General features: G+C 45.3%; 18 protein-coding genes. 13 read left to right on the top strand and 5 right to left on the bottom strand.

Annotation, left to right across the window (positions count from 1 at the left end):
- Nucleotide 1: 1 nt before the first annotated feature.
- Nucleotides 2-217: a DUF378 domain-containing protein gene (locus CCC70_RS12650; RefSeq protein WP_015524323.1), complete on the bottom strand. Its 216-nt coding sequence runs from the start codon at nt 215-217 to the stop codon at nt 2-4.
- Between the two features lie 211 nt (nt 218-428).
- Nucleotides 429-1,592 (bottom strand): DUF5067 domain-containing protein, encoded by a 1,164-nt coding sequence (locus CCC70_RS12645; RefSeq protein ID WP_286188027.1) that lies wholly within the window; start codon nt 1,590-1,592, stop codon nt 429-431.
- Between the two features lie 240 nt (nt 1,593-1,832).
- Between CCC70_RS12645 and CCC70_RS12640 the strand changes: the two genes are divergently transcribed.
- From CCC70_RS12640 to CCC70_RS12630, 3 genes are all read left to right on the top strand, one after another.
- The gene (locus CCC70_RS12640; RefSeq protein ID WP_118609064.1) at nt 1,833-2,771 is read left to right on the top strand and encodes an alpha/beta fold hydrolase; all 939 of its coding nucleotides are present in this window, start codon (nt 1,833-1,835) and stop codon (nt 2,769-2,771) included.
- Nucleotides 2,772-2,868: 97 nt separating this feature from the next.
- Nucleotides 2,869-4,413, top strand: a complete 1,545-nt coding sequence (malQ, locus tag CCC70_RS12635; RefSeq protein ID WP_118609046.1) for a 4-alpha-glucanotransferase — start codon at nt 2,869-2,871, stop codon at nt 4,411-4,413.
- A 37-nt stretch (nt 4,414-4,450) separates the two neighbouring features.
- Nucleotides 4,451-4,879, top strand: coding sequence for a hypothetical protein (locus tag CCC70_RS12630; protein WP_092071388.1), 429 nt, complete (start codon nt 4,451-4,453; stop codon nt 4,877-4,879).
- A gap of 129 nt (nt 4,880-5,008) precedes the next feature.
- Here CCC70_RS12630 and CCC70_RS12625 read toward each other — a convergent pair whose 3' ends face one another.
- Complete coding sequence (locus CCC70_RS12625; RefSeq protein WP_118609045.1) at nt 5,009-5,539, bottom strand: VanZ family protein; 531 nt, start codon at nt 5,537-5,539, stop codon at nt 5,009-5,011.
- 224 nt (nt 5,540-5,763) lie between these two features.
- Here CCC70_RS12625 and thyA point away from each other — a divergent pair, with 224 nt between their 5' ends.
- Complete coding sequence (gene thyA, locus CCC70_RS12620) at nt 5,764-6,612, top strand: thymidylate synthase (protein WP_015524333.1); 849 nt, start codon at nt 5,764-5,766, stop codon at nt 6,610-6,612.
- A gap of 23 nt (nt 6,613-6,635) precedes the next feature.
- Entirely contained in the window at nt 6,636-7,130 is a 495-nt protein-coding gene (locus CCC70_RS12615; RefSeq protein WP_015524334.1) for a dihydrofolate reductase, read from the top strand.
- 147 nt (nt 7,131-7,277) lie between these two features.
- Here the strand turns inward: CCC70_RS12615 and CCC70_RS12610 are convergent, their stop codons facing one another.
- Complete coding sequence (locus CCC70_RS12610) at nt 7,278-8,303, bottom strand: branched-chain amino acid aminotransferase (RefSeq protein ID WP_118609044.1); 1,026 nt, start codon at nt 8,301-8,303, stop codon at nt 7,278-7,280.
- Nucleotides 8,304-8,452: 149 nt separating this feature from the next.
- Here CCC70_RS12610 and CCC70_RS12605 point away from each other — a divergent pair, with 149 nt between their 5' ends.
- From CCC70_RS12605 to CCC70_RS12580, 6 genes are all read left to right on the top strand, one after another.
- A complete protein-coding gene (locus CCC70_RS12605) occupies nt 8,453-9,688 on the top strand; it encodes a 5-bromo-4-chloroindolyl phosphate hydrolysis family protein (protein WP_118609043.1) in 1,236 nt (411 codons plus the stop codon).
- A 71-nt stretch (nt 9,689-9,759) separates the two neighbouring features.
- Nucleotides 9,760-10,908 carry a toxic anion resistance protein gene (locus tag CCC70_RS12600; RefSeq protein WP_118609042.1) on the top strand — a complete coding sequence of 383 codons (1,149 nt, stop codon included), beginning with the start codon at nt 9,760-9,762 and terminating at the stop codon, nt 10,906-10,908.
- 84 nt (nt 10,909-10,992) lie between these two features.
- Nucleotides 10,993-12,057: a flavodoxin-dependent (E)-4-hydroxy-3-methylbut-2-enyl-diphosphate synthase gene (gene ispG, locus CCC70_RS12595; protein ID WP_021651821.1), complete on the top strand. Its 1,065-nt coding sequence runs from the start codon at nt 10,993-10,995 to the stop codon at nt 12,055-12,057.
- Nucleotides 12,057-16,550 (top strand): PolC-type DNA polymerase III, encoded by a 4,494-nt coding sequence (locus tag CCC70_RS12590; RefSeq protein ID WP_287084979.1) that lies wholly within the window; start codon nt 12,057-12,059, stop codon nt 16,548-16,550. Before ispG ends, CCC70_RS12590 begins: the two co-directional genes overlap by 1 nt.
- A gap of 98 nt (nt 16,551-16,648) precedes the next feature.
- Nucleotides 16,649-18,607 carry a fructose-bisphosphatase class III gene (locus CCC70_RS12585; RefSeq protein WP_022426636.1) on the top strand — a complete coding sequence of 653 codons (1,959 nt, stop codon included), beginning with the start codon at nt 16,649-16,651 and terminating at the stop codon, nt 18,605-18,607.
- 60 nt (nt 18,608-18,667) lie between these two features.
- On the top strand, nt 18,668-19,426 hold the full coding sequence (locus CCC70_RS12580) for a hypothetical protein (protein ID WP_287084978.1): 759 nt from the start codon (nt 18,668-18,670) through the stop codon (nt 19,424-19,426).
- 105 nt (nt 19,427-19,531) lie between these two features.
- Here the strand turns inward: CCC70_RS12580 and CCC70_RS12575 are convergent, their stop codons facing one another.
- Nucleotides 19,532-19,747, bottom strand: coding sequence for a helix-turn-helix domain-containing protein (locus CCC70_RS12575; RefSeq protein ID WP_015524345.1), 216 nt, complete (start codon nt 19,745-19,747; stop codon nt 19,532-19,534).
- Between the two features lie 184 nt (nt 19,748-19,931).
- Between CCC70_RS12575 and CCC70_RS12570 the strand changes: the two genes are divergently transcribed.
- On the top strand, nt 19,932-21,503 hold the full coding sequence (locus CCC70_RS12570) for a YifB family Mg chelatase-like AAA ATPase (RefSeq protein ID WP_287084977.1): 1,572 nt from the start codon (nt 19,932-19,934) through the stop codon (nt 21,501-21,503).
- Nucleotides 21,504-21,528: 25 nt separating this feature from the next.
- Entirely contained in the window at nt 21,529-22,416 is an 888-nt protein-coding gene (gene dprA / locus CCC70_RS12565; RefSeq protein ID WP_110103465.1) for a DNA-processing protein DprA, read from the top strand.
- The last annotated feature ends 61 nt before the right edge of the window (nt 22,417-22,477 follow it).

The following is a 22,477-nucleotide window of genomic DNA, read 5'->3' as shown; positions in this document are numbered from 1 at the left end:
CTTATTCAGTTGTTTCACCCTGATCGATCAGAGTATAGAAGGTCAGAAGATAAAGCCCGCATAAGCCTACAAGTCCGTAGATGATCCGGGAGAGCCAGCTCATGCTTCCGAACAGGAATGCTACCAGATTAAAATTAAAGAAGCCGATCAGACCCCAGTTTATGGCACCGACCACAGCAATGGTCAGGGTGAAGTACTGCAGACATTTATTTGACATAAGTCACCATCCTTTCGTTATACAGGAAATAGTTTTTCATGGAATCGAAAAAATATACACAGGAATGAGAAAAAGAAAAACGGAAATTTCTGCCAGCCATGAAAAAATCATGAAGGAGAAATTTCCGTTTTCTTTTCATATGCAAGATAAAATGTAAATTTCCGGTTTATCGAATTTGGATCGTAAATATCCGCCAGGCGATTCCGATATCTTACTTCAGCTTCAGAATCTGAGAGGTTGTCTGTCCGCCGCTTACATTCAGAGTTTCTTTGCCCTGAAGCGTTACATCACTGGTAGTATCCTTCAGAAGAAATACCTGGCATACAGTGACGGTTTTTCCGGGATCAATGGTGCTCATGTAGTTATCTACAGCATCATCGCTGGCTTCCGGATAAGTTCCTTCCAGAACTTCTCCGTTCTGGGAAGCCTGCAGGGTGAAGTCTACAAATGCACTGGACTGGGAATCGCCGGAGTTTGTATAGTCGTAGTAGATCATCAGACAGGGATTTCCGCCGTAGTCCTTGGAAATCGCAAACTGTTTGAAACGGACGGAGAATTTGTCAGTTGTAATATCAATGGATGCACTTGTGTCCTCAGCAGAGGCCGTGCTGCCTGGGGTGGAAGAATCCTCTGCAGCGGCAGAACTGCTATCTGTGCTGTCATCCGTAAGCTGGGATGATATTTCGTCTTTTACGCTTTTGAAGTTTGCGCACATAACCTTGACTGTGGTGTCATCCAGAGAAACGATCTTCCAGTCGCTGCCGATTTTGATCAGAGGATAGGTAATATCGATCTCACTGTATTTCTCATCAGCTGTGGAAGCATTTTCGGCAAGAAGTGCAGCGAGCATTTCCTGGATATCATCCTGTGTCATTTCCTTTCCGGCATAGGCTGCGACAGCAACCTTACGGGTGTATTCCTGAATAGTTGCTGCATAGATATTGGTTCCGTCAATATATTTCATGTGAACCGTTATCCTGGCAGTTCCGTTCTGGATGTCAAATTTGTTTTTGGTGATCTTGTAGGTCATTTTTTTGTTGACGGTAGTGAAGAAATCTGTGTAAGCAGAATCACGGATATCTGCATCATCCAGAGCACTAAGATCATGACTCTGGAGAAGGTTCTCCATTGTGGTAAAATCCATGTTCTGCATGCCTGTGAGAAATTCTTCTGTGGCTTCTACCGGTTTATGGCGCTGCATCATATACCAGGCGGTTCCGCCGGCTGCGGCAGCGATCAGAAGGATGATCAGACAGATCACAAGAGGCTTTTTGCTTTTTTTCTTTCTGTGGGGAGTGTCGTCTTCAAAATCATTGGAGATCAATGATCTGGAGAGCTCATCGTCATAAAAATCATTATTGTCTTCTGTATTCATTATTCCTCCTTACAATAAGTCATTCTGGTTTTCGGGTGGGTAAGTCAGAGGATATCTGTTTGCATTTGCGGGCAAACAGCATCACCCTATGTTACCGTAACGATTATATCATAGGTTTACTGTTTGAGAAACCCCCTGTGTTATGATATACTGGAAGACACAGAAAAAGTGGTTGAGTACAGGTGACAAAGCGGAATGCGAATGCCCGCTTTATGCAGCAGAAAAGGTGAGGTGAAATATATGTTACGGACAATTCAGTATTCATTTCCTTCAAAAGCAGACGGATTGGAAATTTCCTGCCTGGCAGTAGTGCCGGAGTTGGAACGTAATGAGAAATACCGTGGGATCATACAGATCGTTCACGGAATGAGTGAGTACAAGGAACGCTACATTCCTTTTATGGAATATATGGCAGAGCGAAAATATATAAGTGTGATCCATGATCACCGTGGCCATGGAAAAAGCGTACGCAGTAAAGAGGATCTTGGGTATATGTACGGTGGTGGGGCGGATGCCATGCTGCAGGATATCCATACGGTGAACTGCTTGATCAAGGATCATTTCCCGGGTATTCCGCTGATCCTTTTCGGACACAGCATGGGCTCTCTGGCAGTTCGTGCCTATGCAGCGCATCATGACAGCTGTATGGATATGCTGATCGTCTGCGGCTCACCCAGCTATAATGTATTTCGTCCGGTCGGAGTAGCTCTGGCAAAGGCGGGAAAGACTGTTTTCGGGCCTAAACACAGTGCGGGTCTGATCGAGATGATGTCTTTTGGAAGCTATGCAATGCACTTTAAAAAAGAAAAAAACCGTTTTTCCTGGATTTGCTCTGATCCGCAGGTTGTGCAGGATTATTCGGATTCAGAATACTGTGGATTTACATTTACGGATGATGCATATCTGGCACTTTTTGACCTGATGAAAAGAGCCTATGATGTGAAGCACTGGAAGTGTACAAAGCCGGAAATGCCGGTGCTGTTTATCAGTGGGGCGGAGGATCCCTGCATGGGAAATGTGAGACAGTTTGCGAAGGCTGTCCGTGCCATGCGTTGTGCAGGATACCGGGATGTCCGGGGAAAATTATATCCGGGAATGCGCCACGAGATCCTGAATGAGAAAGACAAGGAAAAGGTTTATCATGATATATTTACATATATCTGCAAAAAAGGACTTTGAACGCTCTGTGACAGCGTGATATAATAAAAATCTGAGTGCTCCTGCAGACATCTGTGAGAGGGCGCAACTACTGAGAAAACAGGAGGATTCGTAAATTATGAGAGCAAGTGGGATTTTACTTCCGGTATCCAGTCTGCCATCGAAATATGGGATCGGATGCTTTTCTGAGGAAGCATATGAGTTTGTAGACCAGCTGGCAAGAGCAGGACAGAAATACTGGCAGATCCTTCCTCTCGGACCTACCGGATATGGAGATTCACCATACCAGTCTTTTTCTACCTTTGCGGGAAATCCGTATTTTATTGATCTGGAGGCTTTTGTAAAAGAGGGATATCTGGATAAAAGTGATTGCGAGGACTGTGACTGGGGTACAAACGAGAGCTATGTGGATTATGAGAAGATTTATAATTCCAGATTTCGGCTTTTGAGAAAAGCCTTTGAAAATTATGACTGTGAGACAGATCAGGAGTACCGTAAGTTTGTAAAAGAAAATGCTGCCTGGCTGGAAGATTACAGCCTGTATATGGCAATCAAGGACAGCTTGAATGGGATCAGCTGGATCGAATGGCCTACGGAACTCAAAAACAGAGAAAAAGCTGCATTGGCTGAAGAAAGAGAGAAGCTTGCAAAAGAAGTGGGATTTTACTGCTTCCAGCAGTTCTGCTTTTTTAAACAGTGGACAGCACTGAAAGCTTATGCAAATGCTAAGGGAGTGGAGATGATCGGAGACATCCCGATCTACGTTGCGTTTGACAGTGCGGATGCCTGGGCACAGCCGGAATTGTTCCAGTTTGATAAGGAAAATATTCCGATTGGCGTTGCCGGATGCCCGCCGGATGCTTTTTCCGCCACAGGGCAGCTCTGGGGAAATCCGCTTTATGACTGGGAATATCACAAGAAAACAGGCTATGCATGGTGGACACGCCGAATGGCAAATTGTATGAAGCTTTATGATGTGGTAAGGATTGACCATTTCAGAGGCTTTGATGAGTATTATTCCATTCCGTACGGAGATAAAACTGCCCAGTTCGGTCACTGGGAAAAGGGACCGGGAATGGATCTGTTCCGTGCGCTTGAAAAGAATCTTGGAAAGCTGGATGTGATCGCAGAGGATCTTGGTCTCCTTACAGACAGTGTGATCGAGATGGTGGAAGAATCCGGATTCCCGGGAATGAAGGTATTGCAGTTTGCTTTTGACGAGAATGAGGACAGTCCGTATCTGACGCACAGATATGAAAGGAATTGCATTGTTTACACAGGTACTCATGACAATGAGACAACAAGAGGATGGTTCCGCAATCTGAGCCAGCATGATCGAAATTTTGCCAGGGCCTATATTGGCTGTGAGGGCAAGCATGAGACTGCGGCAGTGTGGAGCATGATACGTGCGGCGATGTCCAGTGTTGCAGATCGCTGTGTGATCCCGGTACAGGATTATCTCTGCCTTGGAAATGAGGCAAGGATCAATGAACCGTCAACTCTTGGTGACAACTGGAAGTGGCGTATGAAAAAAGGCCAGCTCAATGAAACAATTATTCAAAAGATTTATAAAATGACAAAGCTTTATGGAAGACTTGTAAAAGAAGAAACGGAAGAGAAGGAAAAAACAGAAGCTGACAGGGAAAAGATATCTGACAAATAGAGAAATATAAGGATATCAGAAAGGACAGAAATACATCATGGAAGAACAGAAAAGAGAAAATAAGGAAGAGCTGCAGCAGGAAACTGCTGAGGAAAAGAATTCCGGACAGGGAAATTCTTCCACAAGAAGCAGTCTTCTGTGGATCTTTGCAGGAGGCTATCTTGTGTATACAGGATATCGTCTCTGCGCCAGTGTCATAAGCGGAGCAGAAGACTCCGGTGTGGTATTTCTGGCAGCGGGAGGTATTTTTGTTGTGATCGGAGCAGTGCTTCTGATCATGGCGATCCGTAATCTTGCAAAGGCTGGCGCACAGAAACATGAGCTGGAAGAAGCTGCTGCGAAAAAAGCGGCAGAGGAAGCTTCTCAAAATCCGGAAACCGTGGCAAAGAAAAAAATGTCAATTGCGGAGCGGGCGCATCTTGCGGAAAATCTGGATGACGCACCGGAGGAGAAAGACGAAAAATAAAACCGGATGCAGGTGAGAGTAAAATGCCTGCTGAGATATGACGATTAGTAATAGCAAAAACGGAACATCATAAGGCAAAAAAATCCTTATGTATGTTCCGTTTTTTAGATCAGGTAGATCGCAAAACAGTTATCTGCGTCTTTGCGCGTTTCTGCGTTTTTTTCGAGATTTTTTTCTGTTGGGGGTATGTAAGGTAGACCAGCAGAATGCCTGCACCAGCAAAATTCCGATCATTGCTCCGCAGCTGTCGATTCCTACATCCCTTACGGAAGGTCCGCGGGCGTCTACAAAAGACTGGTGGTATTCATCCAGTCCGGCAAATCCCACACATACAAATCCGGCAAGGAGCATCAGCCAGATTCCCCGAACTCCGTATACATAGAGGGGGAAGGAAATAGATATGGCTAGCAGGCAGTATTCTGTCATGTGAGCAGCTTTACGGACATAAAATTCGATACCGGCAGCTTCCTGGGAAAGCTGTTCCAGGCTTTTGCCGGAAGCTAATATTTCGTTTTTGGTTTCTACGATCTGGTAGCTGATCTTGTAGCTCAGGGCACCGGAAACATCTCCGGTCTGTGCGGAAAAAGAGTAGATCACGCACATCATCAGGATCGCAGGTGCAAAAGAAAAAGGTTTTAATAAGGTAATCAGTATTTTCATGGCTCTTAATATAGCACTCCCGCATGGAAAAGTCCAGAAAAATACAGAAAAAGAACAGGGAAAAGGAAAAACAGGGAGAGAAGGTTAAATGGGATAGGAGGTTAAAGGGGAAGTGGACAGTAAGGACTGAAATGTGTTAGAATATAAAATAAATTTCAGGGGCATTTTTAAGAAAAAAGCAGCCCGGGATCGAATAGAAGAAAATTACAGGAGGAAATCAACAAATGAGTCTTGCAGATAATATATTCATTGACATGTGCAAAGATGTCATAGAAAACGGAACCAGCACAGAAGGTGAGAAGGTACGTCCTGTGTGGGAGGATGGAACTCCGGCTTATACCATCAAGAGATTTGGTGTTGTGAACCGTTATGATCTCCGGAAGGAGTTTCCGGCACTGACTTTAAGAAAAACAGCGTTAAAGAGTGCAATGGATGAGATTCTATGGATCTGGCAGCAGAAATCCAATAATATCCATGATCTTCACAGCCACATCTGGGACAGCTGGGCAGATGAGAACGGCTCCATCGGAAAAGCCTACGGCTATCAGTTAGGTGTGAAGCATCAGTATAAAGAGGGAATGATGGATCAGGTAGACAGAGTTCTTTTTGATCTTAAGAACAATCCGTACAGCAGAAGGATCATGACCAATATTTATGTACATCAGGATCTCCACGAGATGAATCTTTACCCATGTGCCTATTCCATGACTTTCAATGTAACCAAGGAACCCGGAAAAGACAAGCTGGTCCTTAATGCGGTGCTGAACCAGAGATCGCAGGATATCCTGGCTGCAAACAACTGGAATGTGTGCCAGTATTCTCTTCTTCTCATGATGATCGCACAGGCCTGCGATATGGAAGCCGGAGAGCTTGTTCATGTGATCGCAGACTGCCATATTTATGATCGTCATATTCCGGTAATTAAAGAACTGATCTCTAGAAAACCGTATCCTGCACCGACAGTAAAACTGAATCCGGAGATAAAGGATTTTTATAAATTCACCACCGATGATCTGATCGTGGAGAATTATGAGACATGGCCACAGATCAAAAATATTCCCATTGCAGTATAATTGCATAAAGAAAGGAAGAAAGAATGAATATTATTGTTGCAGCAGATAAAAACTGGGGAATCGGAAGAAATAATGAACTTCTGGTAAGTATTCCGGCAGATATGAAGATGTTCCGTGAGGAAACTACAGGAAAAGTGGTTGTTATGGGAAGAAAAACACTGGAGTCTTTTCCAAACGGACTTCCTCTGAAAAACAGAACCAACATTGTGATCACCGGCAACCGGGATTATCAGGTAAAAGGTGCGGTGATCGTTCACAGCATCGAGGAAGCACTGAAGGAAGTGGAGAAATATCCGGCAGAGGATGTGTACTGTATCGGCGGAGACAGTATTTACAAACAGATGCTCCCGTACTGTGATACAGCTCATGTGACAAAAATCGATTTTGCATATGAAGCGGATGCGTATTTCCCAAACCTGGATGAGGACCCGGACTGGGAGATCACAGCGGAGAGTGAAGAACAGACATACTTTGATCTGGAATATGCGTTTGTGAAATACGAGAGAAAAGATAGATAATGTGAGCACAGATCATAAAGCAGAATGAGAATGCCCGCTTTGTACAGAAAAACAATGAAGAAATAATAAAAAAACAGACCACCGAAAAAAATACGGCGGTCTGTTTTTTTGTGCTTAATGTTATGTATAATGACGAAAATCCGATAATTACTCGATTACGTGGATCCATCCTTTCGGTGCTTCGATGCGTCCCATCTGGATACCGGTCAGTGTGTCGTACAGCTTCTGGATAACCGGTCCCATCTTCTCCATTCCGCTTGGGAAGCAGATTTCCTTGCCGTGATCATTGATCTTTCCGACAGGAGAGATAACTGCAGCAGTACCGCAAAGACCACACTCTGCAAAATCTTTAACCTCATCAAAGTAGACCTCACGCTCTTCAGCTTCCAGTCCAAGGTACTCCTTTGCAACGTAAATCAGAGAACGACGTGTGATGGAAGGAAGGATGCTGTCAGACTTCGGTGTTACAACCTTGCCGTCTTTAGTAACGAAGATGAAGTTTGCTCCGCCTGTCTCCTCAACTTTTGTACGAGTCTTGGGATCAAGGTACATGTTCTCATCAAAGCCCTGTTTGTGAGCATCTACGATAGCATGAAGGCTCATTGCGTAGTTCAGGCCAGCCTTGATGTTACCGGTTCCGCAAGGTGCGGCACGGTCATAGTCGCTGACACGGATCGTGATCGGTTTGGCGCCGCCTTTAAAGTACGGACCAACCGGTGTTGTAAGGATACGGAACTGATATTCGTCAGCCGGTTTAACACCGATCACGGCGTTGGAACCAAACATGTACGGGCGAAGATAAAGTGTTGCGCCGGAACCATATGGCGGAACCCATGCAGCATTTGCCTTAACAACCTGCTCAACAGCGTCGATAAATCTTTCCTTCGGGAATACCGGCATTTCAAGTCTTGCTGCAGATGCAGCAAGACGCTCTGCGTTCAGGTCAGGACGGAAAGTAACGATATGTCCGTCTTCTGTTGTGTATGCCTTCAGACCCTCGAATACACTCTGGGAATACTGAAGCACACCAGCACACTCGTTGAGTACGATATTAGGGTCTGTGCTTAAAGTACCCTCATCCCATTTTCCATCTTTAAAATTAGACACGTATCTGTAGTCGGTTGGCATGTAAGCGAATCCGATGCTGGACCAGTCGATGTTCTTTTTTTCCATAACGATTCCTCCGTTTACAATTTTTACTTTTTACCATTGTAAAACTTTTACGTGATGACTTCAATAGTTTTTTGTTCCTTTTTTTCATTTGCTTGTAATTTTAATATGATTTCGATATAATAAAAATTATCTATGGACTGGAGGGAAAAATGGACAATCACGAATTTGAAGACCTTGGAAAAAAGATTCAGGATATTGTAGATAATGCAGTGAATTCAAACAGCTATCACGAATTAAGCCATACGATCAACCAGACAGTAAATAAGGCCATTGATTCCGGAAGCGAAGCGCTGAAAAATGCGCTGAATTCCGTGTTTGATCCGGGTGCTGATCCGGAATTCCGTAAGAAAAGCTATACATACCAGAGCCCTTATTACGGAAGAAGCAGAAAAGCAAAGCAGCAGGCTGCAAGGAAACAGTCGGAACTGCTTTACGGAAAGACTACCGGTGAGAATCTCAAAGGCATGATGATGGCAGTTTCCGGTGGGATACTTTTAAGTGGCATGGGGCTTGGAGCCATGGTGCTTCTGATCTGGATGGGCATTGGACACAGCGGTGCACTTGCAGCAGGTGTGCTTGGAGTGATGTGTGCAGGCGCAGCAGGTGGCGGTGCTCTTTTGGGAGCAGGAACAAGCCGTCTCGGAAGACTGGGACGTTTCCAGAAATATATCCGTGCGCTGGGAGACCACACCTACTGTAATTTTCAGAAGCTTGCTCAGGCAGCAGGAAAGAACGAGAAATTTGTAAAAAAAGATATCAGCAGAATGATCCAGAAGGGCTGGTTTCTGGAAGGCCATGTGGATGAGCAGGGAACCTGTCTGATCACCAGTAATGAGACCTATCAGCAGTATCTGGAAACACAGAAGCAGCTGGAGCTTCGTAAACAGGAAGCAGATCCTAAGGTTCAGCTGGAGGAGAATATGAGTCCGGAAGCCCAGGAAGTCCTGAGAAAAGGAAATGAATTTCTGGTAAAGATCCGTGAGAGCAATGACGCCATTCCCGGAGAAGAAATTTCTGCAAAGATTTCCAGGATGGAAATGATCGTTCAGAAAATTTTTGAGCGTGCAGGAGAGCATCCGGAGGTGATTCCGGATCTTAAGAAAATGATGGACTACTATCTGCCTATGACTGTGAAGCTTCTGGATGCTTATGAGGATATGGATGGACAGCCTGTACAGGGTGAGAATATCACGGCTTCCAAGAAAGAAATTGAAGAAACCATTGATACACTGAATATTGCATTTGAGAAACTTCTGGATTCCATATTCCGGGATACCGCGTGGGATGTATCCACCGATATTTCTGTGCTGCATACGGTTCTGGCACAGGAGGGGCTGACAGAGGATGATTTCAAAAAAATGAAACAGAATGCGGAAATGAAATAAGTACAACGAGCAGATCAGAAGCTGGAATACAGACATCTGCCGGAAGGTACAGCTGATCAAGGAGAATGCTTATGGGAGAAGAATTTAAAGACTTTGAGGTAGAAGCACCGGTGCTGACTCTGGAACCGGATCTCACGGAAGAAAAAGAAGAAATTACAAAAAAAGAACCGGAGAAACCCCAGGAGCCGGCAGTAGAGGAACCGGTGTTATCTCCCCAGGAACAGAAAATCGTAGAAGATTTTGCAGCAAAGATCGATATTGAAAATACAAACCAGATCCTGCAGTACGGAGCCGGCACTCAGAAGAAGATGGCAGATTTTTCTGATGCAGCGCTGGTAAATGTGAAGACACAGGATCTTGGGGAGGCAGGGGAGCTTCTTGCAAATGTGGTAGGAGAATTGAAGGATTTTGATGCCACAGAGGAAAAGGGATTTTTCGGCTTTTTCAAAAAACAGACAGCGAAGGTGGAAACTCTGAAAAACCGTTACACAAAGGCCGAGGGAAATGTGACGAAGATCACGGAAGCTCTGGAGCAGCACCAGATGCGTCTGATGAAAGATTCTGCCGTGCTGGATAAAATGTATGAGCAGAACCTTGCATACTTTAAAGAACTTTCCATGTACATTCTTGCGGGTAAAAAGAAGCTTAGGGAAGTCAGAGAAGGCAAGCTCAACGAATTGCATCAGAAGGCAGCGGCAAGCGGACTTCCGGAAGATGCACAGGCTGCCAATGATCTGGAAAGCAAATGTGACCGCTTTGAGAAAAAGCTTCATGATCTGGAGCTTACCAGAACCATTTCTATGCAGACTGCACCGCAGATCCGCATGATCCAGAACAATGATACGACGATGATCGAGAAGATCCAGACAACCATTGTAAATACCATTCCTCTCTGGAAAAGCCAGATGGTGCTGGCTCTAGGGATCGCGCACTCCACAGAAGCCGCACAGGCACAACGGCAGGTTACGGATTTTACCAATGAACTTCTGAAGAAAAATGCGGAAACGCTTCACCTGGCATCTGTGGAAACTGCAAAGGAATCCCAGCGTGGTATTGTAGATATTGAAACTCTGAAAAAAACCAATCAGGAACTGATCCAGACACTGGATGATGTGATGAAGATCCAGCAGGAAGGCCGTGAAAAACGTCAGGCAGCAGAGGCAGATATGAGACGTATGGAAAACGAACTGAAAACAAAGCTGCTGGAGATCCGACGTTAGGAGTAAGAGTAAAAAGATAGTTCGGAAAGGAAAGGCAGGGCGTTTGAAGACACCTGCCTTTCAGGATTCATAAAGGAGATTTTTATGTACAGAGATCATACAAAAGTAATAAAAATTGGAAATCGTGTTATCGGAGGAGGAAATCCGATCCTTATCCAGTCCATGACCAATACGAAAACTGAAGATGTAGAAGCAACGGTTGCGCAGATCCTTTCACTGGAAAAAGCAGGCTGTGATATTATCCGCTGCGCAGTTCCTACTATGGAAGCTGCGAAGGCTTTATCCCAGATCAAAAAACAGATCCATATTCCGCTGGTTGCGGACATCCATTTTGATTATCGCCTTGCCATTGCAGCCATGGAGAACGGTGCGGACAAGATCCGTATCAATCCGGGAAATATCGGTTCCAAAGAGAGGATCCAGGCAGTTGTGGATACAGCAAAGGAACGGAATATCCCTATTCGTGTAGGAGTAAACAGCGGTTCCCTTGAAAAAGAACTGGTAGAAAAATATCACGGTGTTACAGCCGAAGGACTTGTGGAGAGTGCTCTTGATAAGGTGCACATCATTGAAGAGATGGGATATGACAATCTTGTGATCAGCATCAAATCTTCTGATGTTCTCATGTGCGCCAGAGCCCATGAACTGATCGCAGAAAAAACACAGTATCCTCTTCATGTGGGAATTACAGAAGCAGGAACTCTGTATTCGGGAAATATCAAATCAGCTATCGGGCTTGGAATCATCCTGTATCAGGGAATCGGAGATACCATCCGTGTTTCTCTGACAGGCGCGCCGCTGGAAGAAGTGAAATCAGCCAAAAGGATCCTGAAAACGCTGGGACTTCGCAAAGGAGGAGTGGAGGTTGTTTCCTGTCCGACCTGCGGAAGAACAAAAATCGATCTGATCGGCCTTGCAAACCAGGTAGAGACCATGGTACAGGATATTCCTCTTGATATTAAGGTTGCAGTTATGGGCTGTGTGGTAAATGGACCGGGAGAGGCGAAGGAAGCAGATCTCGGAATTGCAGGAGGCGATGGTGTTGGTCTTCTGATCCGGCATGGAGAGGTTGTAAAAAAAGTACCGGAAACGGATCTTCTGGATACACTTCGTCAGGAACTTCTTACCTGGAATGAGCAGGAGTCATAATGGAGAAAGATTTTTTTGATGTATTTCCGCATCTTAAAGTGAAGAAAGAGCTGGAAGAACTTCTGGACATGGTATTTGTGACAAAGGTTTCCATGAACCCCGGAAGAACTCATCTGAGGGTTTATATCGAAAGCAGCCGCTGGATACACAAGAAGAATATTTTTGCGCTGGAGGATGAGATCGAACGGCAGTGCTTTCCGGGGATTCCCATGACTGTAACAGTTGTGGAAAAATTTCATCTTTCCGAGCAGTATACACCGGAGAACTTTCTGGAAAGCTACCGTTCCAGTATGGAGATGGAGCTGCGCAACTATAACATGCTGGAGTACAATCTGTTCCGCAGATCAAAAATCATTTTTACAGGAAAAGATACCTTGCGTATGGAGCTTCCGGATACGGTTATTTCCAGACAGAAAAGCGAAATACTTGTTGAATATTTTCATAAGGTTTTCTGTGAACGCTGCGGTATGGATCTGAAAGTGGAACTGGATTTTGTGGAAGTGAAAGAGAGTAAATACCGGAAAAATGCTGCACTTCAGATCAAACAGGAAGTGGAAAATGTCCTGAAGCATGCCAAACTCAGCGGGGATCAGGAAAGTGAACCGAAGCAGGAGGATACAGCCAAGGAAGAGACAAAGAAAACCTCAGGAGATAAGAAGGGCGAAAAGACAAACGAGAAGAAATCCTTTGAAAAAAAACAGCAGAAGGTTCAGAAGGGAGATTTCCGCGGCAGCTTCGGATTCCGCAGGGACAGCAATCCGGATGTGGTTTACGGCAGAGATTTTGATGGAGAAACGATTCCGCTGGAGAGCATTACCGGTGAGATGGGGGAGGTTATCATCCGATGTCAGGTTATGGATGTGGAAGCTCGTGAGATCCGAAATGAGAAAACGATCCTGATCTTCCCTGTGACCGATTTTACGGATAGTATTGTTGTGAAGATGTTTCTGCGTAACGAGCAGGTTCCGGAAGTGACAGAAAGTGTAAAAAAAGGCGCATTCCTGAAGCTGAAGGGAGTTACCACCATTGACCGTTTTGACAGTGAGCTTACTATTGGAAATATTACAGGTATCAAGAAAATCGCCAATTTTACTAGCACAAGAATGGATACCAGTCCTCAGAAGCGTGTGGAGCTTCACTGTCACACCAAGATGAGCGATATGGATGGTGTCAGCGATGCAAAGGCATTGGTAAAACGTGCCTATGAGTGGGGACATAAGGCTATCGCTATCACGGATCATGGCGTGGTGCAGTCCTTCCCGGAGGCAAATCACTGCTTTGATGCCTGGGGCGGTTGTGTTCCAAAGGAGTCTGATTTTAAGGTGCTCTATGGAATGGAAGCGTATCTGGTAGACGATCTGAAGGGTATGGTCACCAATTCCAAAGGGCAGCGGCTGGATGGAGATTTTGTTGTTTTTGATATTGAGACTACGGGATTCTCAGCACTAACCTGCAGGATCATTGAGATTGGCGCGGTAAAAGTGGAAAAAGGACAGATCACAGATCGTTTTTCCACCTTTGTAAACCCGGAAGTGCCCATTCCGTTCCGTATTGAGCAGCTGACAAGCATCAATGATTCCATGGTCCTGGATGCACCTGTGATAGAGGAAGTACTGCCGAAATTCCTGGAATTCTGTGAGGGCTGTGTGATGGTGGCCCATAATGCGGACTTTGATATGAGCTTTATTATTGAAAACTGTAAACGGCAGGGGATTTCGGATGATTTTACTTATGTAGATACCGTTGGTATGGCTAGATTCCTTCTTCCTGCCCTGAACCGTTTTAAACTGGATACGGTAGCCAAGGCAGTAGGTGTTTCTCTTGACCATCACCACAGAGCTGTGGATGATGCGGCATGTACCGCAGAGATTTTTGTGCGGTTTGTAAAGATGCTGGAAGAAAGAGATATTTTTGATGTGGATGAGATGAACAGGCAGGGTGCGGTTTCACCGGATACCATCCGAAAGCTGCCCACATACCATGCTATTGTTTTTGCAAGAAATGAGACCGGAAGGATCAATCTGTACAAGCTGGTAAGCCAGTCCCATTTAAAGTACTATCACAGAAGACCAAGGGTTCCCAAAAGTGTGCTGGAAAAATACAGGGAAGGCCTTCTGGTGGGAAGTGCCTGCGAGGCAGGAGAGCTTTATCAGGCACTTCTTCGCAATGCACCGGATCAGGAGATCGCCAGACTGGTAAATTTTTATGACTATCTGGAAATCCAGCCTCTTGGGAACAATGCGTTTATGCTTGCGGATGAAAAACATGATATGATCAATTCTGAGGAAGACTTAAAAGAGATAAACCGGAAGATCGTAAAACTTGGAGAACAGTTCAAAAAAACGGTGGTTGCCACCTGTGATGTGCATTTTATGGATCCTCAGGACGAGGTTTACCGACGGATCATCATGGCAGGAAACGGATTTTCTGATGCAGATAACCAGGCCCCGCTTTATCTTCGTACAACGGAGGAAATGCTGGAGGAATTTTCCTATCTGGGAAGTGAAAAGGCGGAAGAGGTGGTGATCACCAATACCAATAAGATCGCAGATATGATCGAGAAGATATCACCGATCCATCCGGATAAATTTCCACCGGTCATTGAGAACTCCGAGCAGGATCTTAAGAATATCTGTTTTACGAAGGCCCACGAAATGTACGGAGATCCGTTGCCGAAGATCGTGGAGGACCGTCTGGACAGGGAGCTGAATTCTATTATCTCCAATGGTTATGCGGTAATGTATATCATTGCACAGAAGCTTGTGTGGAAGTCCAATGAGGACGGCTATCTGGTTGGATCCCGTGGTTCTGTAGGTTCTTCTCTGGCAGCGACCATGTCCGGTATCACGGAGGTAAACCCTCTGCCGCCTCATTATCTCTGTCCGAATCCGGACTGTAAATACAGTGATTTTGATTCCCCTGAGGTGAAAAAATACGCGGGTATGGCAGGATGTGATATGCCGGATAAGATCTGTCCGAAATGCGGTGCCAGGATGAACAAGGAAGGCTTTGATATTCCTTTTGAGACATTCCTTGGTTTTAAAGGTGATAAGGAGCCGGATATCGACCTGAACTTTTCCGGTGAATATCAGGCCAATGCCCACCGGTATACAGAGGTTATCTTCGGAAAAGGGCAGACCTTTAAGGCGGGAACCATTGGTACCCTTGCGGAAAAAACCGCATTTGGTTATGTGAAGAACTATTATGAGGAACGGGGGCAACACAAGCGTTACTGTGAGATCAACCGTATCGTGAAGGGTTGTACCGGTGTCCGCCGTACCACTGGCCAGCATCCGGGAGGTATCATCGTACTGCCTATGGGTGAGGAGATTGAGAAATTTACACCTGTGCAGCACCCGGCCAATGATGTGAACAGTGATATTATCACCACACATTTTGATTACCATTCCATTGACGGAAATCTTCTGAAGCTTGATATACTTGGACACGATGATCCGACCATGATCCGTATGCTGGAGGATCTGACCGGCATCAGTGCAAGAACAGTTCCGCTGGACCAGAGAGATGTCATGTCCCTGTTTGCGGGAACGCAGGCTCTGGGGATCAGCCCAGAGGATATCGGCGGCTGCAGGCTGGGATGCCTCGGGATCCCGGAGTTTGGTACAGACTTTGCCATGCAGATGTTGATCGATACCAAGCCGAAATATTTTTCCGACCTGGTACGTATTGCTGGACTTTCCCACGGCACGGATGTATGGCTTGGAAATGCCCAGGTATTGATCCAGAATGGTACAGCTACCATTTCCACAGCAATCTGTACGCGAGATGATATTATGATCTATCTCATCGGAAAAGGAGTGGAAAGTGGTCTGGCGTTTACCATCATGGAGAGTGTCCGTAAGGGAAAGGGTCTTCGTGAGGAATGGATCCAGACTATGAAAGAGCATGATGTTCCGGACTGGTATATCTGGTCCTGTAAGCTGATCAAGTACATGTTCCCGAAAGCCCATGCGGCAGCCTATGTTATGATGGCGTATCGTATCGCCTGGTATAAAGTGTTTCATCCACTGGCTTATTATGCAGCATTTTTCAGTATCCGTGCCACTTCCTTTTCCTATGAACTGATGTGCATGGGAAAAGAACGTCTGGAATATTATATGGCGGAGATTCGGAAAAAAGGTGATGAGGCATCCAAGAAGGAACAGGATACACTGAAGGATATGAGGATCGTACAGGAAATGTACGCCAGAGGTTTTGATTTTGTGCCAATCGATCTTTATAAGGCAAAGGCACACCGGTTCCAGATCATCGGAGATAAACTGATGCCTGCTCTGGATACCATAGAGGGTCTTGGAGATAAGGCAGCAGAGGCAGTTGTGGATGCTGCCGCAAAAGGCAGATTCCTTTCCAAGGATGATTTCCGTGATCGTACCAAGGTCAGCAAGACCGTTATCGATCTGATGGATGATATGGATCTTTTTGGAGATATCCCGCAGTCCAATCAGATGTCACTGTTTGATTTTACGGGTTGATATATGATACCGGAAGGGCTTACAATAAATAAAAAATACTGCCGTTTATCCTGAAGGCTGATCTGGCAGTGAGAACTCCCAGGAGGATACCAGATACTATGAAAAAAGAAGAATTAAGATACCTGCAGCGACTTGCGGAGCTGTATCCTACTATAGCAAAGGCTTCAACAGAGATCATCAATCTGCAGTCTATATTAAACCTTCCGAAAGGTACCGAGCATTTCATGTCGGACATTCATGGAGAATACGATGCGTTTTCCCATGTTCTTCGGAATGGATCAGGGGCTGTACGAAAAAAGATCGATGATGTATTCGGACATACCTTAAGCAACAGCGACAAACGTTCTCTTGCCACACTGATCTATTATCCGAAGGAAAAGATGGAGGTTGTAAAAAAACAGGAAGAAGACATGGAGAACTGGTACAAGATCACACTTTATCGTCTGATTGAAGTATGCAAGACAACGGCATCCAAATATACCCGTTCCAAGGTCCGTAAGGCACTTCCTGCAGACTATGCATATGTGATCGAGGAGCTGATCACAGAGAAAGCGGAAGTTCTGGACAAAGAAGCATATTACGATGCCATCGTCAATACGATCATTGAGATCGGCCGGGCAGAGAATTTTATCATTGCCCTGGCAGAACTGATCCAGCGTCTTGTTGTGGATCATCTTCATGTGCTGGGAGATATTTATGACAGAGGTCCGGGCCCGCATTTCATCATGGATCGTTTGATGAAATATCATTCGCTGGATATCCAGTGGGGAAATCATGATGTGGTCTGGATGGGAGCTGCTACAGGACAGAAAGCCTGCATTGCAACAGTGATCCGGAACAGCATCCGTTACCGAAATATGGATATTCTTGAGGATGGATATGGGATCAATCTCATGCCTCTGGCAACCTTTGCAATGGAGGCTTATAAGGATGATCCATGTACTGCTTTTGAGATGAAGGGAGATGCCAATAACTATAGTATTCTGGAAGAAGAGCTTGGACGGAAAATGCACAAGGCTATTGCCATTATCCAGTTTAAGCTGGAGGGGCAGCTGATCCGCAGGCACAAAGAATTCCATATGGAAAAGCGTTGTTTGCTTCATAGGATCGATCCGAAAAAGGGAATGATCACACTTCCGGACGGAAAAGAATATCCGCTGACCGATACATATTTTCCTACTATTGACTGGAAAAAGCCATATGAACTTACTACAGAGGAAAAGGATGTAATGGAACGCTTGGATTCCGCGTTCCGAAACTGCGAGAAACTGCAGAATCATGTCCGGCTTCTTCTGGACAAGGGAGGCCTTTATAAAACTTATAATGGAAATCTTCTGTTCCATGGAAGTATTCCGCTTAATGAGGATGGAAGTCTGAAAGAAGTCCAGATTTATGGAAAAACCTACAAAGGAAAAGAATTGTACGATGTTCTTGAGACTTATGTGCGCCGGGCGTTTTTCTCTGTAAATGAGGATGAAAAGCGTAAAGGCAGGGATATTATGTGGTATATCTGGGCAGCTCCGAATTCACCGCTGTTCGGAAAAGACAAGATGACCACTTTTGAACGTTATTTTATTAAAGATAAGGAAACACATAAAGAAACTAAAAATGCCTACTATCATCTTCTGGAAAATGAGAATGTTGTAGATGATTTGCTCCGTGAATTTGAACTGGATCCGGAAAAAGGTCACATCATCAACGGGCATGTGCCGGTTCACCAGAGTGAGGGAGAGAGTCCTGTAAAATGCAATGGCAAAGTTCTTGTTATCGACGGCGGTTTTTCCAGACCATATCAGAAGGTTACGGGGATTGCCGGTTATACACTGGTTTATAATTCCTACGGGCTGATCCTGTCTGCTCATGAGCCTTTTACTTCTGCGGAAGAAGCGGTAGCCAAGGAGCAGGATATTGTTTCCAACAGGGTGGCAGTTCACTACAATAACAAACGTACTCTGGTCGGTGATACCGATACCGGAACTGCTCTGAAGGAAAGGATCAGTGAGCTGATCCAGCTTCTGGAAGCTTACAGAAAAGGTATCATCAAAGAGAAAAAATAAGCAGAATTGAGAAATACAAGAAGGGTTTCCTGTATGCTATAGTAAACAGAGGTGATGCAGATGAGAAAAAACAAAAGAAGAAAAAAACGGCTGAGAGCAGTTCTGATCCTGTTGATCATTCTGTTTATTCTGGCAGGACTGGGAGGGATGCTGTATGTTTCCCACAGGGATAAAGTGGAAAAAGAACAACGAAGAGAGGCCGCATTGGCTGCATTGGACAGTATTCCGGAGGTGACAGCAACTCCGGCAGCAACAGCAACACCGGTTCCGACAGCGACACCGACACCGTCATTGACACCGGTCCCGACAATCCTTCCGGCATTTGAACCGGAAAATTATCAAGGGATCTGGTACAGCGAAGACGGGCTGACAATGATCGATATTTATGATATCAGTCTGAAATCTGTTTCCTTTACCTATAAGAGAGTGAATGGAAAAGATCCTTCCATGACCGCAGAAGCAGATGTGACTGCAGAGGTAGCAGGAAATGCCACACAGTTCCGTTTTAAGGATTCCGAAGGGAATAAGGCAAAGGGAGAGTTTGTTTTCGATAAAAGTGGTGAGCTTTATGTGAAGGTAAAAACATATGAACGGGGAGATGGATCTCTGACCTATCCGAAAACAGAGTCTATTATGACCCGGCAGGAGCCATCCCTGGAAGTATCCGAAAATTCCGAAGAAGATGCTTCCTATAATGAAAGCAACGAAAGTTCCTATGAACAGGAATCCTACAGCGAAAGCAGTGAAGATTCTTCTGATGAGAATACAGAAGAATATGAGATTCCCTACGGAGAAGAAGAAACCTATTATACGGAATGATCAAAAAAAATAAAACACGGTAAAATAAAGAATCCCCGGATTTTGGCAATCAGGGAATCCCGATACAGGAATTCCCGAAATTGTTCCACATTTCCGGGGATCTCTTTATTTGATCATTTTTTTGCGGTCTGTGCGGCCGACGAGATAATCGATGCTGGTGTCGTAATAATTTGCCAGCCGGATAAGCATTTCGATAGGAATATTACGGGATCCCGTTTCATAATGGGAATAAGAACGCTGACTGATATGAAGAATCTCACTTAATTCTCTCTGGGACAGATCCGCGTCTGTACGTAAATCCTGAATACGCTGAAATTTCATTGTGCTCACCTCTTCTTTCTATTGAAAGTATAAAACAGAACGAAATGCACCCTTGCAAAAGAGAGCAAAATGGACTATACTAAATTTATTATCTTCTAAAATTCAGAAAATGTCTATCTGAAAATTCCCTTGTTTTTAACCAATGCGGATTTCAAATATCCGCCTGACCTGAAAAGACGAAAAGATGGAAGATCGGGATCCGTTTTTTTCGCAGAAAGGAATGTATTTGTTTGCGAGTGTTTTATCAGCAGCGATCTACGGAATGGAAGTACGTGAGATCCAGGTTGAGGCAGATGTCAGTGATGGTCTGCCTTCTTTTGCTATGGTAGGATTTCCCTCTGCCCAGGTGAGAGAGGCCCAGGAAAGAGTCCGGACTGCATTTAAGAACAACCGGCTTTGTCTGCCACCAAAAAAAGTAACTGTAAATTTTGCACCTGCCGATATGAAAAAGGAAGGAGCCGGTTTTGATCTGCCTGTGGCAGCTGCAGTACTTGCGGCTGCCGGAATTCTGGAACCGGATCTTCTGGAAGGAGTTATGATCGTAGGAGAGATCAGTCTGAATGGAGAGATCCATGGGGTTGCCGGAGTTTTGCCTCGGGTGATCCGCGCAAGAGAGCTGGGCTTACGCTTTTGCGTTATTCCGGAGGAAAATATCCGGGAGGGGAATCTGGTGAAGGATATGCAGGTGTTTGGAGTAAAAAGTCTGAATGACATGATCCGATGTCTGAGAGACCCAAACACTTATACAGCTGCGTATCAGGAAAAAGAAAAAACAGAAAATAAACCGGAAAAACCAAAGGTTGATTTTGCGGACATCTGCGGGCAGGAAGGAGCCCGGCGGGCAGCAGAGATCGCAGTAAGCGGTTTTCATAATATTCTTTTTATCGGACCGCCAGGATCCGGAAAGACCATGCTGGCAAGACGTCTGCCTACCATTATGCCGGAGATGACATTTGAGGAAAGCTTGGAGATCACTAAGGTATACAGTGTGGCAGGACTTCTCACGGAAAAAGATCCGCTGATCCGGCAGAGGCCTTTTCGAAGTCCGCATCATACCAGTTCCCCTCAGGCTCTGGCAGGTGGCGGCAGGATACCGGGGCCGGGTGAGATCACTCTTGCACACAGAGGTGTTCTTTTTCTGGATGAGATGCCGGAATTTTCCAGAAAAAGCCTGGAGATCCTGCGTCAGCCGCTGGAAGATAAGGAGATCCATCTGTCCAGAGCTGCCGGAACTTATATTTTTCCGGCCAGTTTTATGCTGGCGGCAGCGATGAATCCCTGTCCCTGCGGATTTTACCCGGATATGAACAGATGTCGTTGTACGTCAGGGGAGATCACGCATTATCTTGGAAAAATCAGCCAGCCTCTCCTGGAGCGTATTGATATCTGCACAGAAGTTCCGGCAGTGAGTTTTTCAAAAATGAAAAAGAAAATTGCAGGGGAATCCTCTGCGCAAATAAGAAAGAGGGTGGAAGCAGTACAGGAGATCCAGAGAGAACGTTACAAAAAGGAAAAATTTTGCTTCAATGGGGAGCTTGACGGAAGAAAACTGGAAAAATACTGTGTAATGACGGGAGGGGCAGACAAACTTCTGGAGCAGGCATATGAGCAGTTTCAATTCAGTACCAGAGCATATCATAAGATCCTGAAAACGGCCAGGACCATCGCAGATATGGAATCTTCCGAAAAGATAAAGGAAGAACATATCTGCGAGGCGTTGGCTTACCGGGCATATGATAAGAAATACTGGTCATAAAACAGAAAAAAGGAAGGTATTTTATATGGAAGAAATACAGCAAACAAGGATCCGGTGTGCCCGGAAGGACAGTAGTGTTTATCCGGCAAGACTTAAGGAACTTCCCGGTATGCCAAAACAATTATATTACATTGGAAGCTTTCCGGATGATGCCAAACCTACAGCGGCGATCGTGGGAGCAAGGCTGTGCAGTCCTTACGGACGGATACAGGCCTTTAATTACGGAAAATTCTTAAGCGAACATGGGGTGCAGGTGATCAGCGGTATGGCGGCCGGCATTGATGCTGAGGGCCACAAGGGTGCCCTGGAAGGTGGTACCCCGACCTTTGCCGTGCTGGGAAATGGTGTGGACATCTGTTATCCTTCATCCAGCAGAGGTATTTACCGGAGGATCCCCGAAAAAAACGGAGGGATCATCAGCGAATATGAACCAGGTACCAAAGGCAGGGCATATTATTTTCCGGCAAGGAACCGGATCATCAGCGGACTGGCAGATCTGGTGCTTGTGGTGGAAGCAAAAGAAAAGAGCGGATCACTGATCACAGCTGCCTGTGCACTGGAACAGGGGAAGATGGTATACGCCATTCCGGGAGCGGTAAATGATGCGCTGAGCAGAGGCTGTCACAAGCTGATCTACGACGGAGCAGGAATTGCATACTCTCCGGAAATACTTCTGGATGAGTGGGGATTATCTGTGAAAAAAAAGACAAATTTGTCTGAAAAAAGCAAGTTGGGACTTGCAACGGATTTGGATTTGGTGTATAGTTGTCTCGATTTACGACCAAAAAATCTGGATCATATTATCAGAAAAACCGGTTTTTCACCGGGAAAAACAGCCGGGATCCTGGGACAGCTTATTTTGATGGGGCTTGTGAAGGAAACCGGGAGACAGTATTATATCAGACTTGAATAAATGCTTTTTTGCCCGGAGATTTAGCAGGAGTTTTTAAGCCGGACAGGAAGGCAGAATGAGA

Origin of the sequence: Blautia sp. LMAG:89, from assembly GCF_008679485.1 — a bacterium.
GTDB lineage: Bacteria > Bacillota > Clostridia > Lachnospirales > Lachnospiraceae > Blautia_A > Blautia_A fusiformis.
The sequence above is the reverse complement of the archived record's forward strand: the minus strand, read 5'-3'. Positions and strand labels throughout refer to the sequence as shown.

Bases quoted from the DNA above. Each gene is read 5' to 3' on its own strand.
- CCC70_RS12650 (WP_015524323.1), bottom strand. From the start codon at position 217: ATGTCAAATAAATGTCTGCAGTACTTCACCCTGACCATTGCTGTGGTC.
- CCC70_RS12645 (WP_286188027.1), bottom strand. From the start codon at position 1,592: ATGAATACAGAAGACAATAATGATTTTTATGACGATGAGCTCTCCAGA.
- CCC70_RS12640 (WP_118609064.1), top strand. From the start codon at position 1,833: ATGTTACGGACAATTCAGTATTCATTTCCTTCAAAAGCAGACGGATTG.
- malQ (WP_118609046.1), top strand. From the start codon at position 2,869: ATGAGAGCAAGTGGGATTTTACTTCCGGTATCCAGTCTGCCATCGAAA.
- CCC70_RS12630 (WP_092071388.1), top strand. From the start codon at position 4,451: ATGGAAGAACAGAAAAGAGAAAATAAGGAAGAGCTGCAGCAGGAAACT.
- CCC70_RS12625 (WP_118609045.1), bottom strand. From the start codon at position 5,539: ATGAAAATACTGATTACCTTATTAAAACCTTTTTCTTTTGCACCTGCG.
- thyA (WP_015524333.1), top strand. From the start codon at position 5,764: ATGAGTCTTGCAGATAATATATTCATTGACATGTGCAAAGATGTCATA.
- CCC70_RS12615 (WP_015524334.1), top strand. From the start codon at position 6,636: ATGAATATTATTGTTGCAGCAGATAAAAACTGGGGAATCGGAAGAAAT.
- CCC70_RS12610 (WP_118609044.1), bottom strand. From the start codon at position 8,303: ATGGAAAAAAAGAACATCGACTGGTCCAGCATCGGATTCGCTTACATG.
- CCC70_RS12605 (WP_118609043.1), top strand. From the start codon at position 8,453: ATGGACAATCACGAATTTGAAGACCTTGGAAAAAAGATTCAGGATATT.
- CCC70_RS12600 (WP_118609042.1), top strand. From the start codon at position 9,760: ATGGGAGAAGAATTTAAAGACTTTGAGGTAGAAGCACCGGTGCTGACT.
- ispG (WP_021651821.1), top strand. From the start codon at position 10,993: ATGTACAGAGATCATACAAAAGTAATAAAAATTGGAAATCGTGTTATC.
- CCC70_RS12590 (WP_287084979.1), top strand. From the start codon at position 12,057: ATGGAGAAAGATTTTTTTGATGTATTTCCGCATCTTAAAGTGAAGAAA.
- CCC70_RS12585 (WP_022426636.1), top strand. From the start codon at position 16,649: ATGAAAAAAGAAGAATTAAGATACCTGCAGCGACTTGCGGAGCTGTAT.
- CCC70_RS12580 (WP_287084978.1), top strand. From the start codon at position 18,668: ATGAGAAAAAACAAAAGAAGAAAAAAACGGCTGAGAGCAGTTCTGATC.
- CCC70_RS12575 (WP_015524345.1), bottom strand. From the start codon at position 19,747: ATGAAATTTCAGCGTATTCAGGATTTACGTACAGACGCGGATCTGTCC.
- CCC70_RS12570 (WP_287084977.1), top strand. From the start codon at position 19,932: ATGGAAGATCGGGATCCGTTTTTTTCGCAGAAAGGAATGTATTTGTTT.
- dprA (WP_110103465.1), top strand. From the start codon at position 21,529: ATGGAAGAAATACAGCAAACAAGGATCCGGTGTGCCCGGAAGGACAGT.